The organism is Corynebacterium lipophilum, from assembly GCF_024102595.1.
In the GTDB taxonomy this organism is placed as follows: domain Bacteria; phylum Actinomycetota; class Actinomycetes; order Mycobacteriales; family Mycobacteriaceae; genus Corynebacterium; species Corynebacterium pseudogenitalium.
Genome location: NZ_JAEUWV010000004.1, coordinates 16,988 through 35,708, shown reverse-complemented (window position 1 = coordinate 35,708; position 18,721 = coordinate 16,988). Strand labels below are relative to the sequence as shown.

The 18,721-nt window shown below is 65.6% G+C and carries 16 protein-coding genes; 7 read left to right on the top strand and 9 right to left on the bottom strand.

Going from position 1 to position 18,721, the window contains the following annotated elements:
* Positions 1-20: 20 nt before the first annotated feature.
* Positions 21-704 carry a Rib/alpha-like domain-containing protein gene (locus tag JMN37_RS04810; protein ID WP_070479007.1) on the top strand — a complete coding sequence of 228 codons (684 nt, stop codon included), beginning with the start codon at positions 21-23 and terminating at the stop codon, positions 702-704.
* Here the strand turns inward: JMN37_RS04810 and JMN37_RS04805 are convergent.
* Positions 670-2,862 (bottom strand): ATP-dependent RNA helicase, encoded by a 2,193-nt coding sequence (locus tag JMN37_RS04805; RefSeq protein ID WP_070479006.1) that lies wholly within the window; start codon positions 2,860-2,862, stop codon positions 670-672. The two genes, JMN37_RS04810 and JMN37_RS04805, sit on opposite strands and share 35 nt — an antisense overlap.
* A complete protein-coding gene (locus JMN37_RS04800) occupies positions 2,855-3,421 on the bottom strand; it encodes a sugar O-acetyltransferase (RefSeq protein ID WP_070363310.1) in 567 nt (188 codons plus the stop codon). Before JMN37_RS04800 ends, JMN37_RS04805 begins: the two co-directional genes overlap by 8 nt.
* Positions 3,422-3,891: 470 nt before the next feature.
* Between JMN37_RS04800 and JMN37_RS04795 the strand changes: the two genes are divergently transcribed.
* The 5 genes from JMN37_RS04795 to JMN37_RS11415 are packed head-to-tail and all read left to right on the top strand — an operon-like array spanning position 3,892 to position 6,871.
* Positions 3,892-4,611 (top strand): SDR family oxidoreductase, encoded by a 720-nt coding sequence (locus tag JMN37_RS04795; RefSeq protein ID WP_252931183.1) that lies wholly within the window; start codon positions 3,892-3,894, stop codon positions 4,609-4,611.
* Between the two features lie 29 nt (positions 4,612-4,640).
* Positions 4,641-4,973, top strand: coding sequence for a heavy metal-binding domain-containing protein (locus tag JMN37_RS04790; protein ID WP_070363307.1), 333 nt, complete (start codon positions 4,641-4,643; stop codon positions 4,971-4,973).
* Positions 4,974-4,975: 2 nt separating this feature from the next.
* Positions 4,976-5,263 carry an RNA-binding S4 domain-containing protein gene (locus tag JMN37_RS04785; RefSeq protein WP_070477226.1) on the top strand — a complete coding sequence of 96 codons (288 nt, stop codon included), beginning with the start codon at positions 4,976-4,978 and terminating at the stop codon, positions 5,261-5,263.
* Entirely contained in the window at positions 5,264-6,028 is a 765-nt protein-coding gene (locus JMN37_RS04780; RefSeq protein WP_071573663.1) for a VOC family protein, read from the top strand.
* A 24-nt stretch (positions 6,029-6,052) separates the two neighbouring features.
* Positions 6,053-6,871 (top strand): hypothetical protein, encoded by an 819-nt coding sequence (locus JMN37_RS11415; protein ID WP_070477228.1) that lies wholly within the window; start codon positions 6,053-6,055, stop codon positions 6,869-6,871.
* Between the two features lie 662 nt (positions 6,872-7,533).
* Here JMN37_RS11415 and JMN37_RS04770 read toward each other — a convergent pair.
* From JMN37_RS04770 to JMN37_RS04740, 7 genes are all read right to left on the bottom strand, one after another.
* On the bottom strand, positions 7,534-9,384 hold the full coding sequence (locus tag JMN37_RS04770) for a M13 family metallopeptidase (RefSeq protein WP_071573661.1): 1,851 nt from the start codon (positions 9,382-9,384) through the stop codon (positions 7,534-7,536).
* Positions 9,385-9,428: 44 nt separating this feature from the next.
* Positions 9,429-10,313, bottom strand: a complete 885-nt coding sequence (locus JMN37_RS04765; RefSeq protein ID WP_252931182.1) for a cutinase family protein — start codon at positions 10,311-10,313, stop codon at positions 9,429-9,431.
* An 18-nt stretch (positions 10,314-10,331) separates the two neighbouring features.
* Entirely contained in the window at positions 10,332-13,673 is a 3,342-nt protein-coding gene (locus JMN37_RS04760) for an arabinosyltransferase domain-containing protein (RefSeq protein WP_083433267.1), read from the bottom strand.
* Between the two features lie 11 nt (positions 13,674-13,684).
* Positions 13,685-15,670 (bottom strand): galactan 5-O-arabinofuranosyltransferase, encoded by a 1,986-nt coding sequence (locus JMN37_RS04755; protein WP_252931181.1) that lies wholly within the window; start codon positions 15,668-15,670, stop codon positions 13,685-13,687.
* A gap of 50 nt (positions 15,671-15,720) precedes the next feature.
* The gene (dprE2, locus tag JMN37_RS04750) at positions 15,721-16,485 is read right to left on the bottom strand and encodes a decaprenylphospho-beta-D-erythro-pentofuranosid-2-ulose 2-reductase (protein ID WP_071573658.1); all 765 of its coding nucleotides are present in this window, start codon (positions 16,483-16,485) and stop codon (positions 15,721-15,723) included.
* 27 nt (positions 16,486-16,512) lie between these two features.
* Entirely contained in the window at positions 16,513-17,928 is a 1,416-nt protein-coding gene (dprE1, locus tag JMN37_RS04745; protein ID WP_070477238.1) for a decaprenylphosphoryl-beta-D-ribose oxidase, read from the bottom strand.
* Positions 17,929-18,027: 99 nt separating this feature from the next.
* Positions 18,028-18,246, bottom strand: a complete 219-nt coding sequence (locus JMN37_RS04740) for a hypothetical protein (protein WP_070363299.1) — start codon at positions 18,244-18,246, stop codon at positions 18,028-18,030.
* 31 nt (positions 18,247-18,277) lie between these two features.
* Between JMN37_RS04740 and JMN37_RS04735 the strand changes: the two genes are divergently transcribed.
* Entirely contained in the window at positions 18,278-18,721 is a 444-nt protein-coding gene (locus JMN37_RS04735) for a hypothetical protein (protein WP_070363624.1), read from the top strand.

Sequence of the window (18,721 nt, the reverse complement as noted above, 5' to 3'; positions counted from 1 at the left end):
AGCGTCGAAGGAGGTCGGTCATGCGTGGCCGGATTACAGCTGCTGCGTGTGCAGTCATGCTTGCCTGCACCTCCCCACATGCCGTGGCGGTAGAAACTGCGCACGGACAGGCGATCGTGCAGGGCAATTACCCCGTTACAACCGTAACTATCGGTAGTACGGAAACACTACCCCCACCACTGCCCAGGGGCCAAGCCTGGTACAGCGGCACGAGTATCCCCAGCTGGGCGCACCTTTCTGAAGCCGATGGCTCCATCGAGCTGACGCCATCTGTCGGCGTCGATCCTGGCGATTACCAGTGGCCAGTCGTTGCCCACTACGGCGACGAATCCACGGAAATCATCCCGGTCCGAGTCACTGTGGCGAACCCGGGAACGGATGAAGGCGTGGCACCGGACTTCCTGAAGCCGCTCGGTTTTGAGCAGATCACGCCGAAGTGTTCCAAGACTTCCTTGGCAGTGGGCATTCCGCTGCTGGCACTGATCCCGCTCGGCTTTGCCACCCAAATGGGGCTACCAATCGTTGCGGTGCAGGACAGCGTTAACCTGCAGATTACAAACCTGGCGAAGCCGGTGAACATTCACCTCAAGCCGCGCCAGTACAACCGCCGCAATGCGGACCTCGGCATCGCGTCGGTGCTGACGGTCGCTGGCCTTGTCGGCGGCGGCATCATTTATTCAGCGTGCGCTTCGTTCGAGCAGTAGGCGTCGCCGTCCACGGGTCCTCCGGCCACGGGTGCTTCGGGTAGCGCCCGCGCATCTCCTTACGCACGTCCTGGTAGGGCCCGTTCCAAAAACTGCGCAGGTCGTCCGTGACCGCCAGCTCGCGCCCAGCAGGGGAGAGTAGGTGGAACAGCACCCGCTGCCCGCCAATCACCGGCGAGTCCGCCAGCCCGAACGCCAGCTGCAGCTTCAGCCGCACGACGGGTCGGCCCGTCGAGTAGTCCAGCTTGCCTTGCGCGATGCGCGTCGGCGCCAGCTCGTCGAGCCGCGAAGCCTCGGGCCACGGCAGTTGCCGCATCAGCGCCTGTCGCATGTCCAGCTCTCTTATCGACGCCCCCCTGGCCAACTGCGCCACCTCCAGCGAGTAGTCGCCCTTGGTCACGTCCGGCCACGGCTCGCCGATGGTGGCGTGCAGGAAATCGAGGCGCTGCTTGAGGGCGGTGGCGGCGCTATCAAGCGCGAAATCTTCGAAGCTGATGTCGCGCAGTGCCTCTTCCACCTCGTGGGGCTCGGGGCGGATCGGGGTGGCGCTCAGTTCGATGGCGCCGATGGCTTTGACCCTGCGTGCGCGCACTTTCCCGTCCACCAGTGATGCGCGCACGTGCTCCTCGACGCGCTCCTGCGGCATCGCAAGCGGTTCCGCCGCGCGGATCACCGCACCCCGCGCAGTGCGCTGCACCTCTGCGGCCGCGATCCACTCCGGGGCGCCGATCGGCACGTCCAGCCGCGCCCTCGTTCCTGAGGCAAGCAGGTACTCGCCCCCGTCGCGCTTGGCCACCCACTGGGGGTACGCCGCCGCGATCACGTCGCCAGGCGCCACCGGCGCTGACTGGTGTACGAGTCTGGCCAGGCGTTTCGCGGGCTGGTCGGCGAGTTTGGCCACCGTGTCCGCAGCGCCCGAGCCGAACTTCACCAACGCGGCCCCCAGCCGCGGATCCACCGGCATGCGCACCAGCTTCTCACCGAGGGCGGTGATGCGGTGCTCATCGTCCAGCGCGCCGATGAGCCGCAGCGTCTCCTGTGCAGCGGCCAAGTGGTGCGCCGGGGGAGGGTCCAGCAGCGGCAAGTCTGGCGACGCCCACGCCGCCAATTGCAGCGCCGCCTGCGTGAGGTCACTCGTCGCGATCTCCGGCGCCACATCCGGTTGAAAGTGCTGGTAGTCCGTCTCCGAGTAGGCCCGCACCACCGTGCCAGGCCCCAGGCGACCGGCGCGGCCCGCCCGCTGGTCCGCACTGCTTTTCGCCGCAGAGACCGTCACCAAGCCCGTCATCCCGCGGGCATCCCGCCGCGGCACCCGGGTAAGCCCGGCATCCACCACGCGGCGCACACCCGGCACCGTCACCGAGGACTCCGCAACGTTCGTCGACACCACCACCGCAGCATCCCCGTAGAGCGCGGCGTCCTGCTCCGCGGAGGACAAGCGGCCGTGGAGCGGAGTGGCGTCGTCAAGAAAGCTGGCGACGAGCTCCACCTCCCGCACCCCCGGCACGAACACCAGGGTGCGCTCCGGCGCCTCCGCGAGGGCGGCCACATGCCGGTAGAACTCGCGCGAACCCTGCATCCGCCCAGCGTGCGGAGCATATGTGACCTCGACGGGGTAGGTCGCCGCCTCCGTGGACAGCACCTCGGCGCCCATGTGGTCGGCGAAGCGGCGCGCGTCCAGCGTCGCCGACATGGCGCACAGGTACAGGTCATCGCGCAGCAGGGCAGTCTCCATGCACATGGCCAGCACCAGGTCGGTGTCCAGGCCACGCTCGTGCACCTCGTCGATGATCACCGCGTTGACGCCCTCCAGGCCAGGGTCCTGCAACAGGCGGTTCAGCAGCACACCCGGCGTCACAAACTCCACCAGCGAACCATCCCGATGCTCACCACGAATGGAGTAGCCCACCCGCTGCCCAAGCCGCGACCCATCCAGGTCCGCCAGCCGCTTCGCCGCCGAACGCACTGCCACACGCCGCGGCGCCGTCACCAGCGTCTTCCCACACACATTTGCCACCGCCGGTGGCACCAGCGTCGTCTTACCCGTCCCAGGCGGCGCCTCCACCACCAGCGGCCCGGTGCGCGGCAGCTCCCCAATCACCTTCGCGACGGGCAGCCCCTCCCCAATCTTGCCCAGGTCAAACGCGTGCTCAGGCATCCTGCGCAAACTTTCGCTTCACGACGCCCGGCACCCCCGCCACCAAACAGTCATCTGGCACGTCCTTCGTCACCACCGTGCCGGCGGCCACCACGCAACGATCACCCACCGTCACGCCAGGCATCACCATCGCACCCGCCCCGAACCAGCAGTCCTTCCCAATCCGAACCGGCTTCGCGATCTCCCACCCCTCAGCCCGCTTCGCCGCATCCTCAACCGGGTGACCCACCGTAATCAGCTGGCAGCCCGGCCCGAACACCGACCCGTCCCCGATGGTCACCTCCGCAATATCGAGGATGACGCAGTTGAAGTTCATGAAGCACCCCTTGCCGAACCGGGTGTTCAGCCCGAACTCCACATGCAGCGGCGCGAACAGTCCCGGCACGTGCTCACTGTTGGAAAACACCTGCCGCAACAGCTCCTCCGCCCGCGGCTGATCGGTGTTGCCCAGGGCGTTGACCTGGCGCATCAACTCCCACGTCCGGGCGTGTTGGGCGTCGGCCTCCTCGCCGCCGGGGAGGTACCACTGACCTGATCGCATCTGCTCCATCGAATACATACCAGCCAGGGTACCGGGGCCATGCTGTATCCGTTTTGCGCCCCAAAAACGAGCCCCAACACGCCCCAAATCTGTTAAAAGCGTGCGCTTCGAAGCGTGCGATGCAGGTCGCGCATTTTCACCCGGCCCGGCCGATTTCTGACGACCAGCGTCGCACTCCTTTAAGACCTCGACCGGAATGAAGACCGCGCGAAGACCACGCGAAAACTAGTCGGCAGCGCGCCATCTCTCCAGCACCACGCACCCAACAGCGCCAAAACCAAGCCTCCAACACACCCCAAAACCGCTTGAAGCGTGCGCTTCGAAGCGTGCGATGCAGGTCGCGCATTTTCACCCGGCCGGGACGATTTCCAGCGATCAGCGTCGCACTCCTTTAACACCTCGACCGGAACGATATGAGGGCGTCGGCACAGGGCACCGGGCTCAGAGAGGCAGCGCGCCGACCCAGCACGAGCACTACACTGCCAACCATGACAGAGACAACGAAAGTAGCCGTAGTAACGGGAGGCTCCGCCGGGATCGGGGAGGCGTGTGCGCGGGCGCTCGCCGCGGACGGTTGGAAGGTGTACGTGGCGGCGCGCCGGGTGGAGCGCTGCCAGGCCATCGCGGAGGAGATCGGAGGCGTGGCGGTGCGCCTTGATGTGACGGATGAGGCGAGTGTGGCAGAGTTGGCGTCGATAATTGAGGGGCCGGTTGGGCTGCTGGTGAATAATGCGGGCGGCGCGAAGGGCCTCGACCTGCTTCGCGACGCCAACCCCGCCGACTGGCAGTGGATGTACGAGACGAACGTGCTCGGCACCATGCGGGTGACGAAGGCCCTGTACCCGCACCTGCTGGAGGCGTCCGGTCTGGTGGTGAACATTGGGTCCGTGGCGGCGACTGACGCGTACAAGGGCGGCAGCGGCTATAACGCGGCGAAGTACGGGCTGCGCGGGATCACGCGGGCGCTGCGACGGGAGGAGGCGGAGAACAACATCCGTGTTACGGAGATTGACCCTGGCCGGGTGAAGACGGACTTCTCCCTGAACCGTTTCGCGGGCGATGCCGAGCGTGCGTACGCGGTGTACGAGGGCAAGTTGAACTTGACCGCGGAGGACATTGCGGAGGCGGTGCGCTGGGTGGCGAGTTTGCCGCCGCACGTGAACATCGATACGTTGTCGATTATGCCGACTGACCAGGCTGAACGCTAAGTGTCGGGGGCGTGGCTTAGACTGGCTGCATGATTCTAAGCACTACTAATTCCGTCGATGGGGGCACCATCGCTGAGTACATGCGCATCGTGGGCGGCGAGGCGATCGTCGGCATGAATGTGTTCAAGGATTTCGCGGCGGGCATTCGCAACATTGTGGGTGGTCGCGCCGCCGCGTGGGAGGCCGACGTCGTGCGCGCCCGCGAGGAGGCCCTGAACGAGCTGTGGCATCGCGCCGCGGAGATGGGGGCTGACGCGGTGGTTGGCGTGAAGGTGGACTACGAGTCCATGGGCGCTGACGGCGGCATGATGTTGGTGTCCGCGGTGGGCACTGCGGTCAAGCTTGCTCCGCCGGTGGTGTAATCATGGCGTTTGATGTGGTGATTTCGGGGGAGAGCATTAAGCTCGGTCAGTTTTTGAAGGTGGCCAACCTTGTGGAGTCCGGCGGGCACGCCAAGGAGCTCATCAACGCCGGCGAGGTCAGTGTCAATGGGGAGGTGGTGCGTGCGCGCGGGCACCTGCTTTTCGACGCCGACTCCGTCACCGTCGGCACCCAAACGGCAACCGTGAGCACCGGCGGGGATGACGGCGACTACTTCGATGAGCGCACCGCGAACGACGATTTCGATCCGGAAAAGTGGAGGAACATGTAAATGCCTGCGTTTCAGGGAACACCAGGGATGCCGTACTGGCAGGACTGCTTGACCAAAGACGTGCAGAAGTCCGCGTACTTCTACTCGAAGGTGCTCGGGTGGGAAGTTACGGGCGAGACGTACCGGGTTGCCCGCAAGGACGGGCTGCCGGTGGCGGGCTTCGTGCCGTCGAAGCAGGAGCGGGACCTGTGGGTGACGTACTTCATGGACGCGGACGGCTCGATTGAGTCACGCGTGGAGCCGCTGGGGGGCAAGGTGCTGAGCTCCCAGGAGGTGGACTTCGGTGTGATGACGGTGTGTGCCGACCCATCCGGTGGTCTGTTCGGCTTGATGCGCCCGGCGGGGGAGGACGCCTTCGTTGCCGCTGGTGAGCCGGGTGTTTCGGTGTGGTACGAGTGCGTGGCGCCGGATGAGGCCACCGTGGACTTCTACGGGGAGCTGTTCGATTGGGAGCTGCGCAAGGAAAGCGGCTACTACATTGCGCTGCAGGAGGGCGCGGCGTTCTTGGGCCTGCGTCTGGACCCGCGGCTGCAGCAGCACGGCCTTGCGGCGGTCTGGCACTCCTACTTCGGCGTCAAGGACGTTGATGCGGCGTCCCATGCGGTGCGTATGGGTGGCGGCCAGGTGTTGGCTGGTCCGACGCTCAGCCCGTTCGGCCCGATGCTTGGGGCGAAGGACGCCACCGGCGCCAACGTGTACCTGTGCGAGGTGCCGGAGCCGGTCAGCGAGGACGTCAGCGAAGCAGACTCCATCCTGGACCTCTAGGGCGCGAAACGAAGCGGAAGCACTGTGTTGAAGAAGTGGATCGCTGCGCTGCTGGTGTGCGCGCTGATGCCTGCGTTGCAGGGCTTTCACGTGAACCCCGGCTACACGCGGGAGCGCACTGCGCTGGCGGTGGTGCACCCGGACGGCCGGGTGTCGATCTCCCCGGCGGGCGAGGAGCCGCGCGCCGCCCTGTCCCTGGCCAAGCTCTACCTGGGCTACTGGGTGCTCTATAACGGCACGAAGGAGGAGAAGGCGCAGGTGGAGGAGATGGTGCGCGTCTCCAACGACGCGATCGCCGAGGAACTCGACGCCCGCTACCCGCAGGCCATCGACGAGATTGCCGCCGACTTCGAGCTGGAGCGAACGCAGCGCGTCGGCGCGTGGGGCACGACGTTGACGTCTGCGAGGGACGTGGCCACCTTCATCGCGGCCATCCTGTGGGACCCGGTTGCTGAGCCGCTGTTGGACGGGATGCGTCGGCAGTCGCTGGTGGCCTCTGACGGGTTTGGTCAGCAGTTCGGCACCGCGCGTCTGCGCGGCGTGCAGGGTTCCAAGATGGGCTGGGCCAACGAGGCCACCACAGCGACCGCCTCTGTCTCCTGGGGCACCACGCTGGATGAGACGTGGGCGGTGGCGGCGCTGACGAACGGCAGCGCCTACCACAACACCGTCGACGTACGCCGTGGCATCGTGCAGCGCCACGACGCCACGCCCGCGTCAGCGTTCGGCCGTACCAAGTCCGGCAAGAAACTCCGCGGCATCCAGGACCTTGCGCCGGTGCTGGGCCGGGGTAGCGATCACCCCGGTGGAGACGTACTCTTTCACTTCCGCCCCCTCGACTGAGGGCTGCTCCCACGCGGCGTCGGAGGCGCGTTGCAGCAGCACCTTCGCGTCAGCCGTCGCGAGGGCCCCAGCGGATTCGGCGGATTCGGTGGGGAAGGTGAGCACGTAGGCGTCCGCGTCGGCGGGCAGCAGCGCGCACGAGGAACCCATTCCCCATACCGCGACCACGTCCGCGCCTTCCTGGCGTGCGGCATGCACGGCGGAGGCGACGCCGGCCGGGTCGTCCACGTCGTAGGCGCGGGCACCGGCCTGCTCAGCGCAGGCGGCAACCTCGGGGCGCCAGGCGAACTCGCGGGCATCCGCTGGCCCGTCGTAGCAAGACACCACCCACACGCCGCCCTTTGCGGGCGCCTTCGATGAGGTGAACACCTGGCCCAGCGGGGCGTCCTCGACGGAGACGTCCCCGGTCAACGCCACGCCCGGCATCTGGTGATCCACCGCGGAGCCCAGCATCAGCATCGCGGCGTGCGTAATCCGGTCCGGAAGCAACGCCAGGTACTGCGGGGAGTCCTCGTAGGACGCCTCGATGTAGGACACCAGCTGCGCGAGCTGCTCGGACTCCGGCAGGGTGCGCTCCACGCCACCGACCTGGAACTCCTCGGAACCCTGCTCGTTGAGTGGGTAGTGCGCGCCCTCCGCGCCGGGCTGTAGCGACGATTCCTCTACCATATTTTGACCCTTTCCTCCGGGGCGATCCACATCGGGGAGCCGGGCTCCACGTCGAAGGCCTCGTAGAACTCGTCAACGTTGGATGCGATGACGTTGCAACGGAACTCGTTCGGGGAGTGCGGGTCAATCGCCAGCAGCTGCGCCGCCATCTCCGGCCGCGCCTTCGAGCGCCACACACGGGCCCACGCCAGGAAGAGCTCCTCCAGGTTCGGCTCGACGTTGTTGTCGGCGCAGTACAGCTGGTACGCCACCACCGCGATACCAAGGCCGCCCAGGTCGCCGATGTTCTCGCCGAGCGTGAACTCGCCGTTGACCCCCGCCACGTCCTGGCCCTCCAGCACGGAAGGCACCAGGCCCTGGAACTGCTCCACCAGCTTCGCGGTGCGCTCCTCGAAGTGGGCGCGGTCCTCGTCGGTCCACCAGGAGTTGAGGTTGCCGTGGCCGTCGTAACGCGAGCCCTGGTCGTCGAAACCGTGGCCGATCTCGTGGCCAATCACCGCGCCGATCGCGCCGAAGTTGCGCGCCGGGTCCGCCTCCGGGTCGAAGAACGGCGGCTGCAGGATCGCGGCAGGGAAGGTGATGTCGTTGACCACCGGGTTGTAGAACGCGTTGACGGTCTGCGGGGTGGTCACCCACTCGGAACGGTCCGAGGGCTTGCCGATCTTGCCCAGCTGGTAGTCGTGCTCGAAGGCGGCGCCGCGGCGCACGTTGGCCACCAGCTGCTCACCGGAAGGATCAAAGATCAGCCCCTCGTAGCTGCGCCAGGTTTCCGGGTAGCCGATCTTCGCCTGGAACAGGCGCAGCTTCTCCAGGGCGCGCTCACGCGTCGCCGGCGTCATCCACGGCAGGTCGCTGATGCGCTGCTCGTAGGCCCGCACCAGGTAGTCCACCAGCGCGAGCATCTGCTCCTTCGACTCGGAAGGGAAGTGGCGCGCCACATACTCCTTACCGATCTCCTCGCCAACCAGCGACTCCACCAGCCCCACGCCGCGCTTCCAGCGGTCGCGCTGCTGCGTCGCGCCGGAGAGTACCGTGCCGTAAAACTCGAAGTTCGCCCGCCCGATCTCCTCGGTGAGCACGCTTGCGCGCGAGCGCAGCACGGTCCACGCCGCCCACAGTTGCCAGTCGGCGAGGGTTTCGGGGCGAAGCATCGTCGCTAAGTCCTCGGTGAATGAGGGCATCATGTTGATCACGCGGCCGTCGCGAAGCCCGGCGCCGCGCAGCATCGTCACAATTATCGACGGCAACTCCGCCAACTCCACCGGGTTGTAGGTAGCCATCGCGTCCCGGCTGCGCACCACATCCCAGTGGCTGGCCGCCACCTGGGTCTCCAGGTTCATGATGCGCTGCGCCGCCACCTCAGGCGTAAGCCCCAGCAGGTACGCCGGGTCCAAAAACGCCAGCATGCGGGCCACGTGCTTCTGGTAGGTGGCGCGGGTCTCCGCGTGGGCGTCCTCCCGGTAGTAGGCCTCATCCGGCAGGCCAAGGCCGGATTGGACCAGGTAGGGCACGCTGTCCTCGCCCTGGGAGTCCTTTTCAACCCAAAAGGCCAGGGGGGAGCCGACACCCGTGCGGTCGAGCACGCCCAGGTTGTGGGCGAACTCCTCGATATCTTTCACCGCGATCAGGTCCAGGTCCGGCTGCAGGGGCGCGGTGCCTGCGGCGTTGATGGCGTCGGTATCCATGAAGGAGGCGAACAGGTCGCTGGTCTCCGAGACGATCGCGTGGACGTCCTCCTCCGCCTTGTCGCGCAGGGCGTAGAAGGAGCCGTCGATACCGCGATCGGCTGGGATCTCGTGGGATTCGACCCACTCGCCGTTTACGTGATGAAAAAGATCATGCATGCCCACAACTCTAACGTGTGGGGCGGACATGCGCGTCGGAGGGACTAGCGGTGGTTGGCGATCCAGTTCGCAGCCTCATGCTGCTGCGCCAGCGTGTAGGACCCGTGCGCACCGATCGAGTGGATGATGCTGCTCGTGCGGCCGTCGTTCGCGCGCGCGATGTCAATCACCCAGCGGGGCATCCCGCCGCTGCTCAGGTTGACGTCCATCGCAGGGTCGACGATCTCGCGCTGATTCTCCGTCGGGGAGCACACGATGTCGCCGGTGTTGCAGATCTCCAGCACGCGCTCACCGAGGTCGCCATAGCCGCCCTCAAGCTCACCGAGCGCGCCGCGCACGTGTGGCGACGTTCCCGCAGCCATCACCGCACCGTTCCCGCCCTGGTAGGGGCTGGAAAACAGGGCAGCCGAGGCGACGCGCTCCTTCGCGATAGGGCCACGGTCATGCGCAATGCTATTCAGCATCCGCGACACAATATCCGCGCCGAGGGAGTAGCCGGTGAAGCTGAAGCGCGCGTTCGGGCAGGCGTTTGCGATGCCCGCGACGGCCTTCTTCGTCTCCGCGTAGCCACGATTCGACGCCGTCTGGTACTGCGTGGTGGCGAACGGCGCGGCGTCGTACGCGATCCACAGCGGCTGAATCTGCCCACCCGTATACAGCTGGGTAAGCACGCCCGTGAGCCACACGTTCCCGCCGTGCGGCAGGTTGCGCGGTAGCCCCGGCATCGTATTGACGCCACCCGGCACCGCGATCAGGTACTCCGACTTGCAGCCCTGGGACTTCAGCAGGCTCGGCAGCCGGAACGACGGTGCGATCGGCGCCGGCAGCTGCAGCTGCTGCGCAGACGCCGGAGCCGCCGCACCAACCGCGACAAGGGCGGCGGTAGCGGCGGCAACAAGAACGGAGCGGAGGGATGCGAAAGCGCGCATGGCGCCTCATCTTAGCTGTTAGACCTCCCGAATCTTCATCGGGCCTGGGGTCCACCACCCTGAACGGGTGACCTCTTCGAGCTGGATCTCAGCAAGCGCTGGCACCTCACCGATGGAGTTCGTGCGCAGCTGGTAGCGGGACAGGGAACCCCAGTCGCGCTGCCAGTCGCCCTTCATGTACCCCGGCACCTGGTAGGAGTAGTTCACGGCCTCCGCGGTGGACAGCGCACCGCCGCCCAGGAAGTCCATGAATCCGGACAGCTGCTGCTTACCCGGTGCGTCAGGCATGATGCGGAACTCCGGGATCTCGGTCACGCCAGCGAAGTGGTTGAACGTGCGCTGGCACGGGTACTGGAAGGCCACCGACCAGTCGAGCAGGCCCGGGGTGTCCGAGTCGAACATCTTGTTCAGCGGCTGCAGCGTCGGGTTGCGCAGCGGGGTGACGGCCATCCAGTCGTCTTCCGCAAGGGAGGCGTCCTCGGCGACGAGGCGCACCACGTTTGCCTCCTCGGGCAGGTCCGCGATGGGGTAGCGCAGGTTGCGCCACTTCGGCGTCGGCCCCTGGTCCAGCATCTCGGTCTCGCCCAGGGTCTTTATCGAGCCGTCGTCGCTGCGCACGCCGTACTCCAGCACCAGCTCGGCACCTTCCTTTTCGACGCCATTAATGTCGTGGTGCGCGATCTTGCCAGCCACGGACGTGACCAGCAGGGGGGCGTCGTCACGCTTCTGTGGCAGTTCGAACCAGGTGGTTTCCAGGTAGGCCGTGCGCGTCGCGCGCTCGTCGTATGTGCCCAGCAGCGGGATGCGGTTGAAGTCCAGGTTGAACGGCAGGCGCACCGTCGACCCGTTGACACCGCGCAGCGTGAACGGGCGGTTGCCCTCGACGCTGCGTGCATCCGAGGAGAGCTCAGGCTCCTCGTTTGCATCGGACTGGACGGTCTCGATGGCGGTGTCGTCGCCCGATTTCGTATCCGTGGTGTCGGCGTTGTCGTCCGCGATCGTGGCAGGCACGCCGTCCGGGTGGAACGCGCGGTTCACGCCGGAGTCCAGCGAGCGGCCCAGCGGCACCCCGTCGACGGGGGTGAGGAAGGAATCGTTCGTGTCGGTCTCCAGCAAGATCTCGCTGCCGAGGGCGCAGATGTCACCCTTGAACGTCTTCACGTTGCCCATGCCCACCGAGTAGTTCGGAGTCTGTTCCGCGAACGCCTTCACAAAGGTCAGGCAGGAAAACGCCACCATGAGTACCGCGGCGACGGCGATCGGCGCGGCCATCACGCCCGCCCAGCGCGACGCCGCCGCGCGCTCCCGCACAGAATCAGGGCGCGGCCGCAGCCACTGGACGACGCCCACCAAGGCAATCACCAGCGTAATTCCGAGCAAAACAGTGTTCGCCTCGATGCCCTTCACCTGTGGGTTCTTGTCCCACCACGGCACGCCGAAGGAGGACACGTACCACCACGCGTTCCAGCCCGCCAGACTCAGGGACACCAGGAAGAGCACCGCGGCGATCGCAAAGGAGCGGTTGCGCGCCGACTGCAGCGCAAAGTGAGACAGCACCACCGCGCCGAGTGCTGCGACCACACCGCCGATACCCGCGTAAATACCGAAGTGGTGCGTCCACTTCGTCGGGGTGAACATCAGGAAGAACGTGGACAGCCCGATGATCAGCATCAGGCGCTGCGTCGGCTTCGCAGGCGTGCCTGGGATCGCGCCGTGGCGTGCCATCGAAAACAGGATGAGGACTACGCAGAAGGCGAAGACCAGCATCGGGAAGCGGCGCGACAGCGAGCCGTCGACAGCTTCCTGGAACAGCGTGCCGTAGCGCACCCACTCCGAGTACCAGGACAGCGCCGGGCCGACCTCGCCGCGCACCTTGGTGGCCTCCAATACGGTCGCCAGGGTCTGGTCCTTGAACACCGGCACCATCACGGCGAAGCCCGCCGCCAGAAACGCCGCTATGTACGCGATGCCCGGGGCAATCGCGCGTCGCTTGTTCATGATGCGGAACACCTCAGGCAGGCAGATCAGGAACACGCCCACCGCCGCCAGACCCGTCGGGCCACAGGCCAGCGTGAACGCCGCCACCACCGTGCCCAGCGCCGCCGGGGCCAGTCGCTTCGTGGCGATCGTGCGCTCAAACAGCGCCCACGTCAGCGTCAACCCCATCGCGATAATCGGCTCCGGGCGGGTGCCGTTGTTGTACGGCAGCCAGAACGCCAGGAACACAAACGCTGCAGTCCAGTACGCCATGCGGCGGTCCGCGATGACCGCGCCGAAGCGCGGCAGCAGCTCACGCGAAATCAGCCACCACACCAGGATGGCGGCCAGCAGCGTCGGCAGGCGCATCCACATCGACGCCGTCGTCACCTTCGCCAACAACGCCAACACGTCATAGAACGGGGAGCCGAATGGCGCCTCGGGCACGCCGTACCAGCGGTAATAGTTCGCCATGTAGTCCGAGTCGTTCGAGACCCGCGCCATCGTCAGCAGGAAGCCGTCATCCGAGGTGTTCGCGCCGAACACGTGCCAGAACCCCAGCACCGCCAGCACCACCGCGTCCAGCGGCTTGAACGTGCGCCAACGACGGTTGAACAGCGGGATACGACGCCCATCCAGCTGATCCAGGCGCCACAGCCCCCACAGGCTCACCGCCATCGCAGCCAGCCCCAGCCACATCGCTAGTGACTTCACCAGGGTCGGGCTGGACGTAAAGCGAGAGTTGATCTCGATGTTGGCGGCGAGCCCGGCGTCAATAAGCTGCGCCGACGCCTCCTCCTTCAACTCCGAGTACAGGCCACTGAGCTGCGGACGGTAGTCATCCTCGAGGACCTCCTCGAAGCTGGTGCCCGGCACCGAAATCTCCGCCTGCTCATCCGTGATGTGCACCCGCAGCTGCTTATCCGGGCCAATACCCGCCAGCTCGCCGGGGCTCAGCTCGAAGAGCACCTTATTAATCGAGCTGACCACCAACCCGCCATCCGGCGCCGACACAAACAGGCCACGGTCCGTCGCTTCCTCCGAGGACGCAGGCAGCGTCGACACAATAATGTTCTGGCCTTCACGCAGGTGACGCGTCGCCTCCAGCGGCACCGTCATGTCAATCTCCTGCGGCGCTAGCGAAATCAGCGGGGCATTCACCGACCCCACCGAGCCGCCTTGCGGCCACTGCACTGACGACTGCACCTGCGTCACAGGCAGCAGCGGCGTCAGCAGCAGCAACACGAAGGCGATGAAGCCGGACACGACGGTCGCAGCCACCAGCTGGCGCGGGGCGCGCCGAGGTTGTTGCGCGCCGGGCGTGCTCGCCGCACTCTGTGGGTTCGCAGGGTTCACGGGATTCACGGATGTCTCAGTTGTCACAGGGGCATACTCTACTTCTCAGGCGTGGCGGCATTGCGAACCACCACGACAAACGGACCAATCTGCTTCGCGTCCCACGTCTCGCGGGGGAACGCCTTCGGGTTAAAGAACAGGCCTTCGTAGCGCACGTTCGGCTCGCTCGGGAAGATGTTGTGGCCGATGTGCGTCTTCCACGCCACATCCCGGTTCTCGGTGGCGTCCTCGCGCAGGTCATCGCTCATGGTTCCGCGGAAAATGAATGCCTGCGGCGCCGTCCACTTCGTGTCCTGCATCGCTGCGTCGAGCTTCTCGGGGGCGTCGAAGGAGAGCTTCGCCCACTGCGAAAGCGCCTCGTTGCGCAGGTGGAACTCGCCCAACGGGTTGGCGTAATGGCTGGTGAACGCGTTGAAGCCGTGGTAGGGCTTGAACGCCATGAAGTTGATTTCATCCGTGTACACCACGGTCTCCCCAGGGGTGTAGCCGTGGGACTGGATGAACTCGTCGATCTCGCCGTAGTAGCGGCCCGGGTCCGGCGGGAAGCGGTCGGCGCGCTCGCCGAAGCCGTCCGTATCCGAGTACGCCTGGTCAATGTGCGCCTCGTTGAGTGCCGGGATGCGCTGCACGAACGAGAGCGTGCCCGCAGCCACCACGATGATGAGCACCGCGGTGATCACGCGCTGCGTGCGCTCCTTGAAGTGGCCCGGGTAGTAATAATCGACGCCAGCAGTGCGCAAGTCCGCCACCGCGAAGATACCCACGGTGGAAAACAGCAGCATCAGCAGCACCTCGATGCGGAAGCCCAGCAGGGACGTGCCCAGCAGCGACGCAAACATCGAGACGATCACCCAGGTGTAGCAGACCACCACCATCACAGCTAACGACGCCACCTCAGGCACATGCAGGCGCCCAACCATGAAGATCAGGCCCAACACCGACAGCACGCCGATGATGGACAGGGAGAAGAACGGCAGCGGGATCACCGTGCCCTGGGCGGGCAGGAAGTGGTTCGCGGTGTGGCGCACGTCGAAACCGCCGAAGGCCGACTCGTACAGGTACGGCGCCCAACCAATCGCCGCGATGCACAGCGCACCCACCCCGGAAGCCAAAAGGTGCACGACGGGGCCGCGCGCGAACTTGCGGCGGAACCACAACAGCACCGCGATCACCACAACGGTCAGCGCGGCGATCGCAGTAAACAGGGTGTAGAGCATGGCGGAAACGCCCAGGTAGAGCGCCAGCACCACCGTGGCTTGCCAGGAGCCCGTCAGTGCCTTGTACGCGGTGACAGCGGCCGCGGGGGCGAAGAGGGCGACGATCGCCGCGTAGGGCTCGTCAGGAGTCTCGGTGAGCACGATGCCCGTCGATACGAGCGCGATCAGCGTGGATACCGGCAGGGAGCCGCACAGCTTCCGCCAAATCGGTACCAGCGCGCACGCCGCGGCAGCCAGGGATACCAGCGCCCACGGCTGGTATACTTCCCAGCCTTCCATGCCCAGCAGGTGCGCGAGGCGCCCGCCGAGCCAGAACCACCCAATCGGGTAGAAGGTAGGCAGGTCCAGGTAGTTCATGTCCTGGTTGGTGGCCACCTCGGTCATCCGGCTCAAGAACTGGGTACGAAAGCCCTGATCCACCTGGATGCCGTCCAGCCACAGGCGGGTCGACGCCAGCGGGATCCCCAACGCCGTAATCACCAGACCAGCCGGGGCCAGCCCGCAGACAGCCTGGCAAAGCACGCGCACCGGCCGCGACAGGCGCTTCCGCACCCACGCCCAGCACGCCAACGCCGCGCACAGAATCACAACGAAAGAGCCGCCCGTGGATAGAGCGCGCGTCACCATCGAGGTATTAAACGCAGGCAGCGACGTGGAGTGCAGCACGTACCACACCGCCAACGTCACCACCGCCGCGCTGGTACCGGCCGCAAGCATGCGCAAGACCGCCGACGTCCATGACACAGCGTCAGGCTCGTAGTCGACGGTCTTGAACTCCAGCGTGGGTTGGATGGATGTATCTGTCATGCACTCAGTTTGGCACATCGCAGCGCATCCACCACGTTCCCCGCCGGGAATTAGAAGTTGAGCTTGCGCATAATCCCTGCCGGGATGTGCTGCAGCACCAAGGAAATCGGGCCGAACAGCTTGTGCACAAACACGCTTGGCTCGCCCTTCAACGCAGCCTCAACAGCAGTCTGCGCCACCTCTTCCTTATCGACGGTCAGCGGAGCCTCCTCCAGCCCATCCGTCATCTTGGTACGTACCTGGCCTGGGCGAACCACAGTCACCTTCACGCCGGAGTCACGAAGCGCCTCACCCAACTGGAGGTAGAAGGCATCCATGCCAGACTTCGACGCGCCGTACACAAAGTTGGAGCGACGCACGCGCTGGCCCGCAACGGAGCTCATCGCGATGATGGTGCCGTGGCCCTGGCGCTTCATCTCCTGGCCCAACAGCACGCCGACGGACACGAACGCGGTGTAGTTCACCTGCGCCGACTCCACGGCTGCCGCCTGGTCCTGCCACAGCTGCTCCTGGTCACCCAGGGTGCCGAAGGCAACCACGGCGACGTCAACATCGCCACCGGAGAACGCCTGCTTGATCACGTCCGGGTGAGACGCGAAATCGGTCGCGTCGAAGTCCAGGACCTCAACGGAGCCTGCACCTGCGTTGGTGACCTCAGCAACGGCGGCGTCGATACGCGGGGAGTTCTTGCGAGCTGCAAGCGTGACATTCGGGTTGCCTCCGCGGGACACGAACTCGCGCACAATGGCGAGGCCGATGTCCGAGGTGCCACCCACGAGCAGAATGTTTTGCGCTTGGCCTACTGCATTCAACATGTGAAAAATCTCCTTCAGTTCATTCAGCTAGTTCAGCTCGAGGCGGCGGGACATGTCGGAAGCGAAGACGCCGGTCGGGTCGATCTCGCGGCGGGTCTTCAGCCAGCCCTCCAGACCTGGGTACATCTTGTGGAACTTCTCCGCCGACGTACGGGACTCCTTCGCCAGGTAGAGACGGCCGCCGAACTCCATCACCTGGTCATCCAGGCGGTCCAGGAACTCGTTGAGGCCCGGGCGGATCGGGAAGTCCACACAGACGTTCCAGCCCTTCATCGGGTAGGACAGCGGCGCGCGGTTGCCCTCGCCGAACAGCTTGAACACGTTCAGTGCCGTGTAGTGGCCGGAGGACTGGATCTGGTAGATGATGTCCTTGAACGGCTCCACAGCGGTCGTCGGCACCACGAACTGGTACTGCAGGAAGCCCGCGCTGCCGTAGCCGCGGTTCCACTCACCAATCAGGTCGAGCGGCTGGTAGAACTGCGTCAGGTTCTTGATGTCGTTCTTGCTCGGGGCGCCCATCATGTAATAGGCCTCGCCGATGGCGGACAGCGTCAGCTTGTTCATGGTCCACGACGGGAAGATGTCCGGCACCGTCATCAGCTGAGGCGCCTTGAAACGCAGCGGGTCCTTCGCCAGCTTCGGCGCGTACTCCTCCAGCTGAGCCAGCGTCGCCAGCGAGCCACGGGAGATGGTGGAACGGCCCGTCTTCGGCGGCGCGGAGATGGCGTCGAACCATGCGGAGGAGTAGGTGTAGTTGACTTCGGAACCGTCCGAGTGCAGCGCGATCGTCTCATCCAGGGTGCTGGTGCGCTCCGTGTCAGACAGGAAGTACGCGGTCTCCGTCTTGGTCATCTGGATGCGTGCGCGCAGGATGATGCCGGTCAGGCCCATGCCGCCGACCGTCGCCCAGAACAGCGTGCCGTCCGGGTCGTCCGCGCTGCCTTCCGGCTCGAGGTGCAGGACGCGGCCGTCCGCCACCAGCAGCTCCATGGAGACCACGTGGTCGCCGAAGGAACCAGCGGAGTGGTGGTTCTTACCGTGGATGTCCGGACCGATCGCGCCACCGATGGTGACCTGGCGGGTGCCCGGCAGGACCGGAACCCACAGGCCGTACGGCAGGGCCGCCTTCATCAGCTGGTCCAGGTTGACGCCCGAGTCCACGTCGACGATGCCGGTCTCCGGATCAATCGAGTGGATCTTGTTCAGCTCGTTGATGTCGATGACCAGGCCGCCACCGTTCTGTGCCGGGTCGCCGTAGGAGCGGCCCAGACCACGGGCGATGACGCCGCGGCGAGCGTGCTCAGGCAGGCTCTCGTTATCCTGCGCGACCTGTGCGACGGCTTGCTTGATGACCTCCACGTCAGGCGTGGACAGCACATGCGCAGTCGACGGAGCCGTGCGGCCCCAGCCGTAGAGTGACTTAAGATTGGTGTGTAGTTCCATCTCTTTCGCTTCTTCTTGTCGTCGTTGCTTCGCCGAAGTGCGAAGACATTCGGTTCGAGTCTAAATGATGTAAGTCGAAAAACCTATAAAAACATCAAACTAAAGGTCCATAAGCTCCCTGATTTCTGCAGGAAGCTCCTCCTGCGACGTAATTTCCGGCTTCCCCGCAGCCTTATGCTCCCGCAGTAGCTCATAGATGCGCCCACGCGACATCGAATCCACAAACGGCAGCTCCTCCGCGAACAGCCTCACCATGTAATCGGACAGCGGCACCTCGACGCGCTGCGCCGCCTCATGAATCTCCTCATGCTTAGTCATGCTTTTCACCCTACTAGTAGCATTGGACACCATGACTGACACGATTCAATCACTTGTCGACGAGCCCACCATCGACTACAACGCCCTCGACGACACCTTCGGCGGCCAGTGCATCCAAGCCGCCTACATCCTCGCCGCCGCCTCCGTCCCCGACTTCACCACGCGCAAAGCGCTGGCCTGGACCCTCCTCGGCGCCGCCAACCTCGCGACCATCGCCGCCTTCAACGCCTTCGACGAGGACCCCCGCAACGACCTCACCGCCGTCCTCGAATCCGAACAAGGCGAAGCCGAATCCATCGCCACCACCTGGTTCACCATCGGCGGCATCGCCGTGGCCGCCGTCGGCGCCTTCGCCGCCGGAGTGCAGGCGCAAAAGAAACTGGCAGGTTGGTTGGGCCGAAGGGGCGTCGCAAAGCCCAACGTGGCAATCGGTACCGTCGCAGCCCTCGCATACCTCGGGGCGAAACAACTGTGA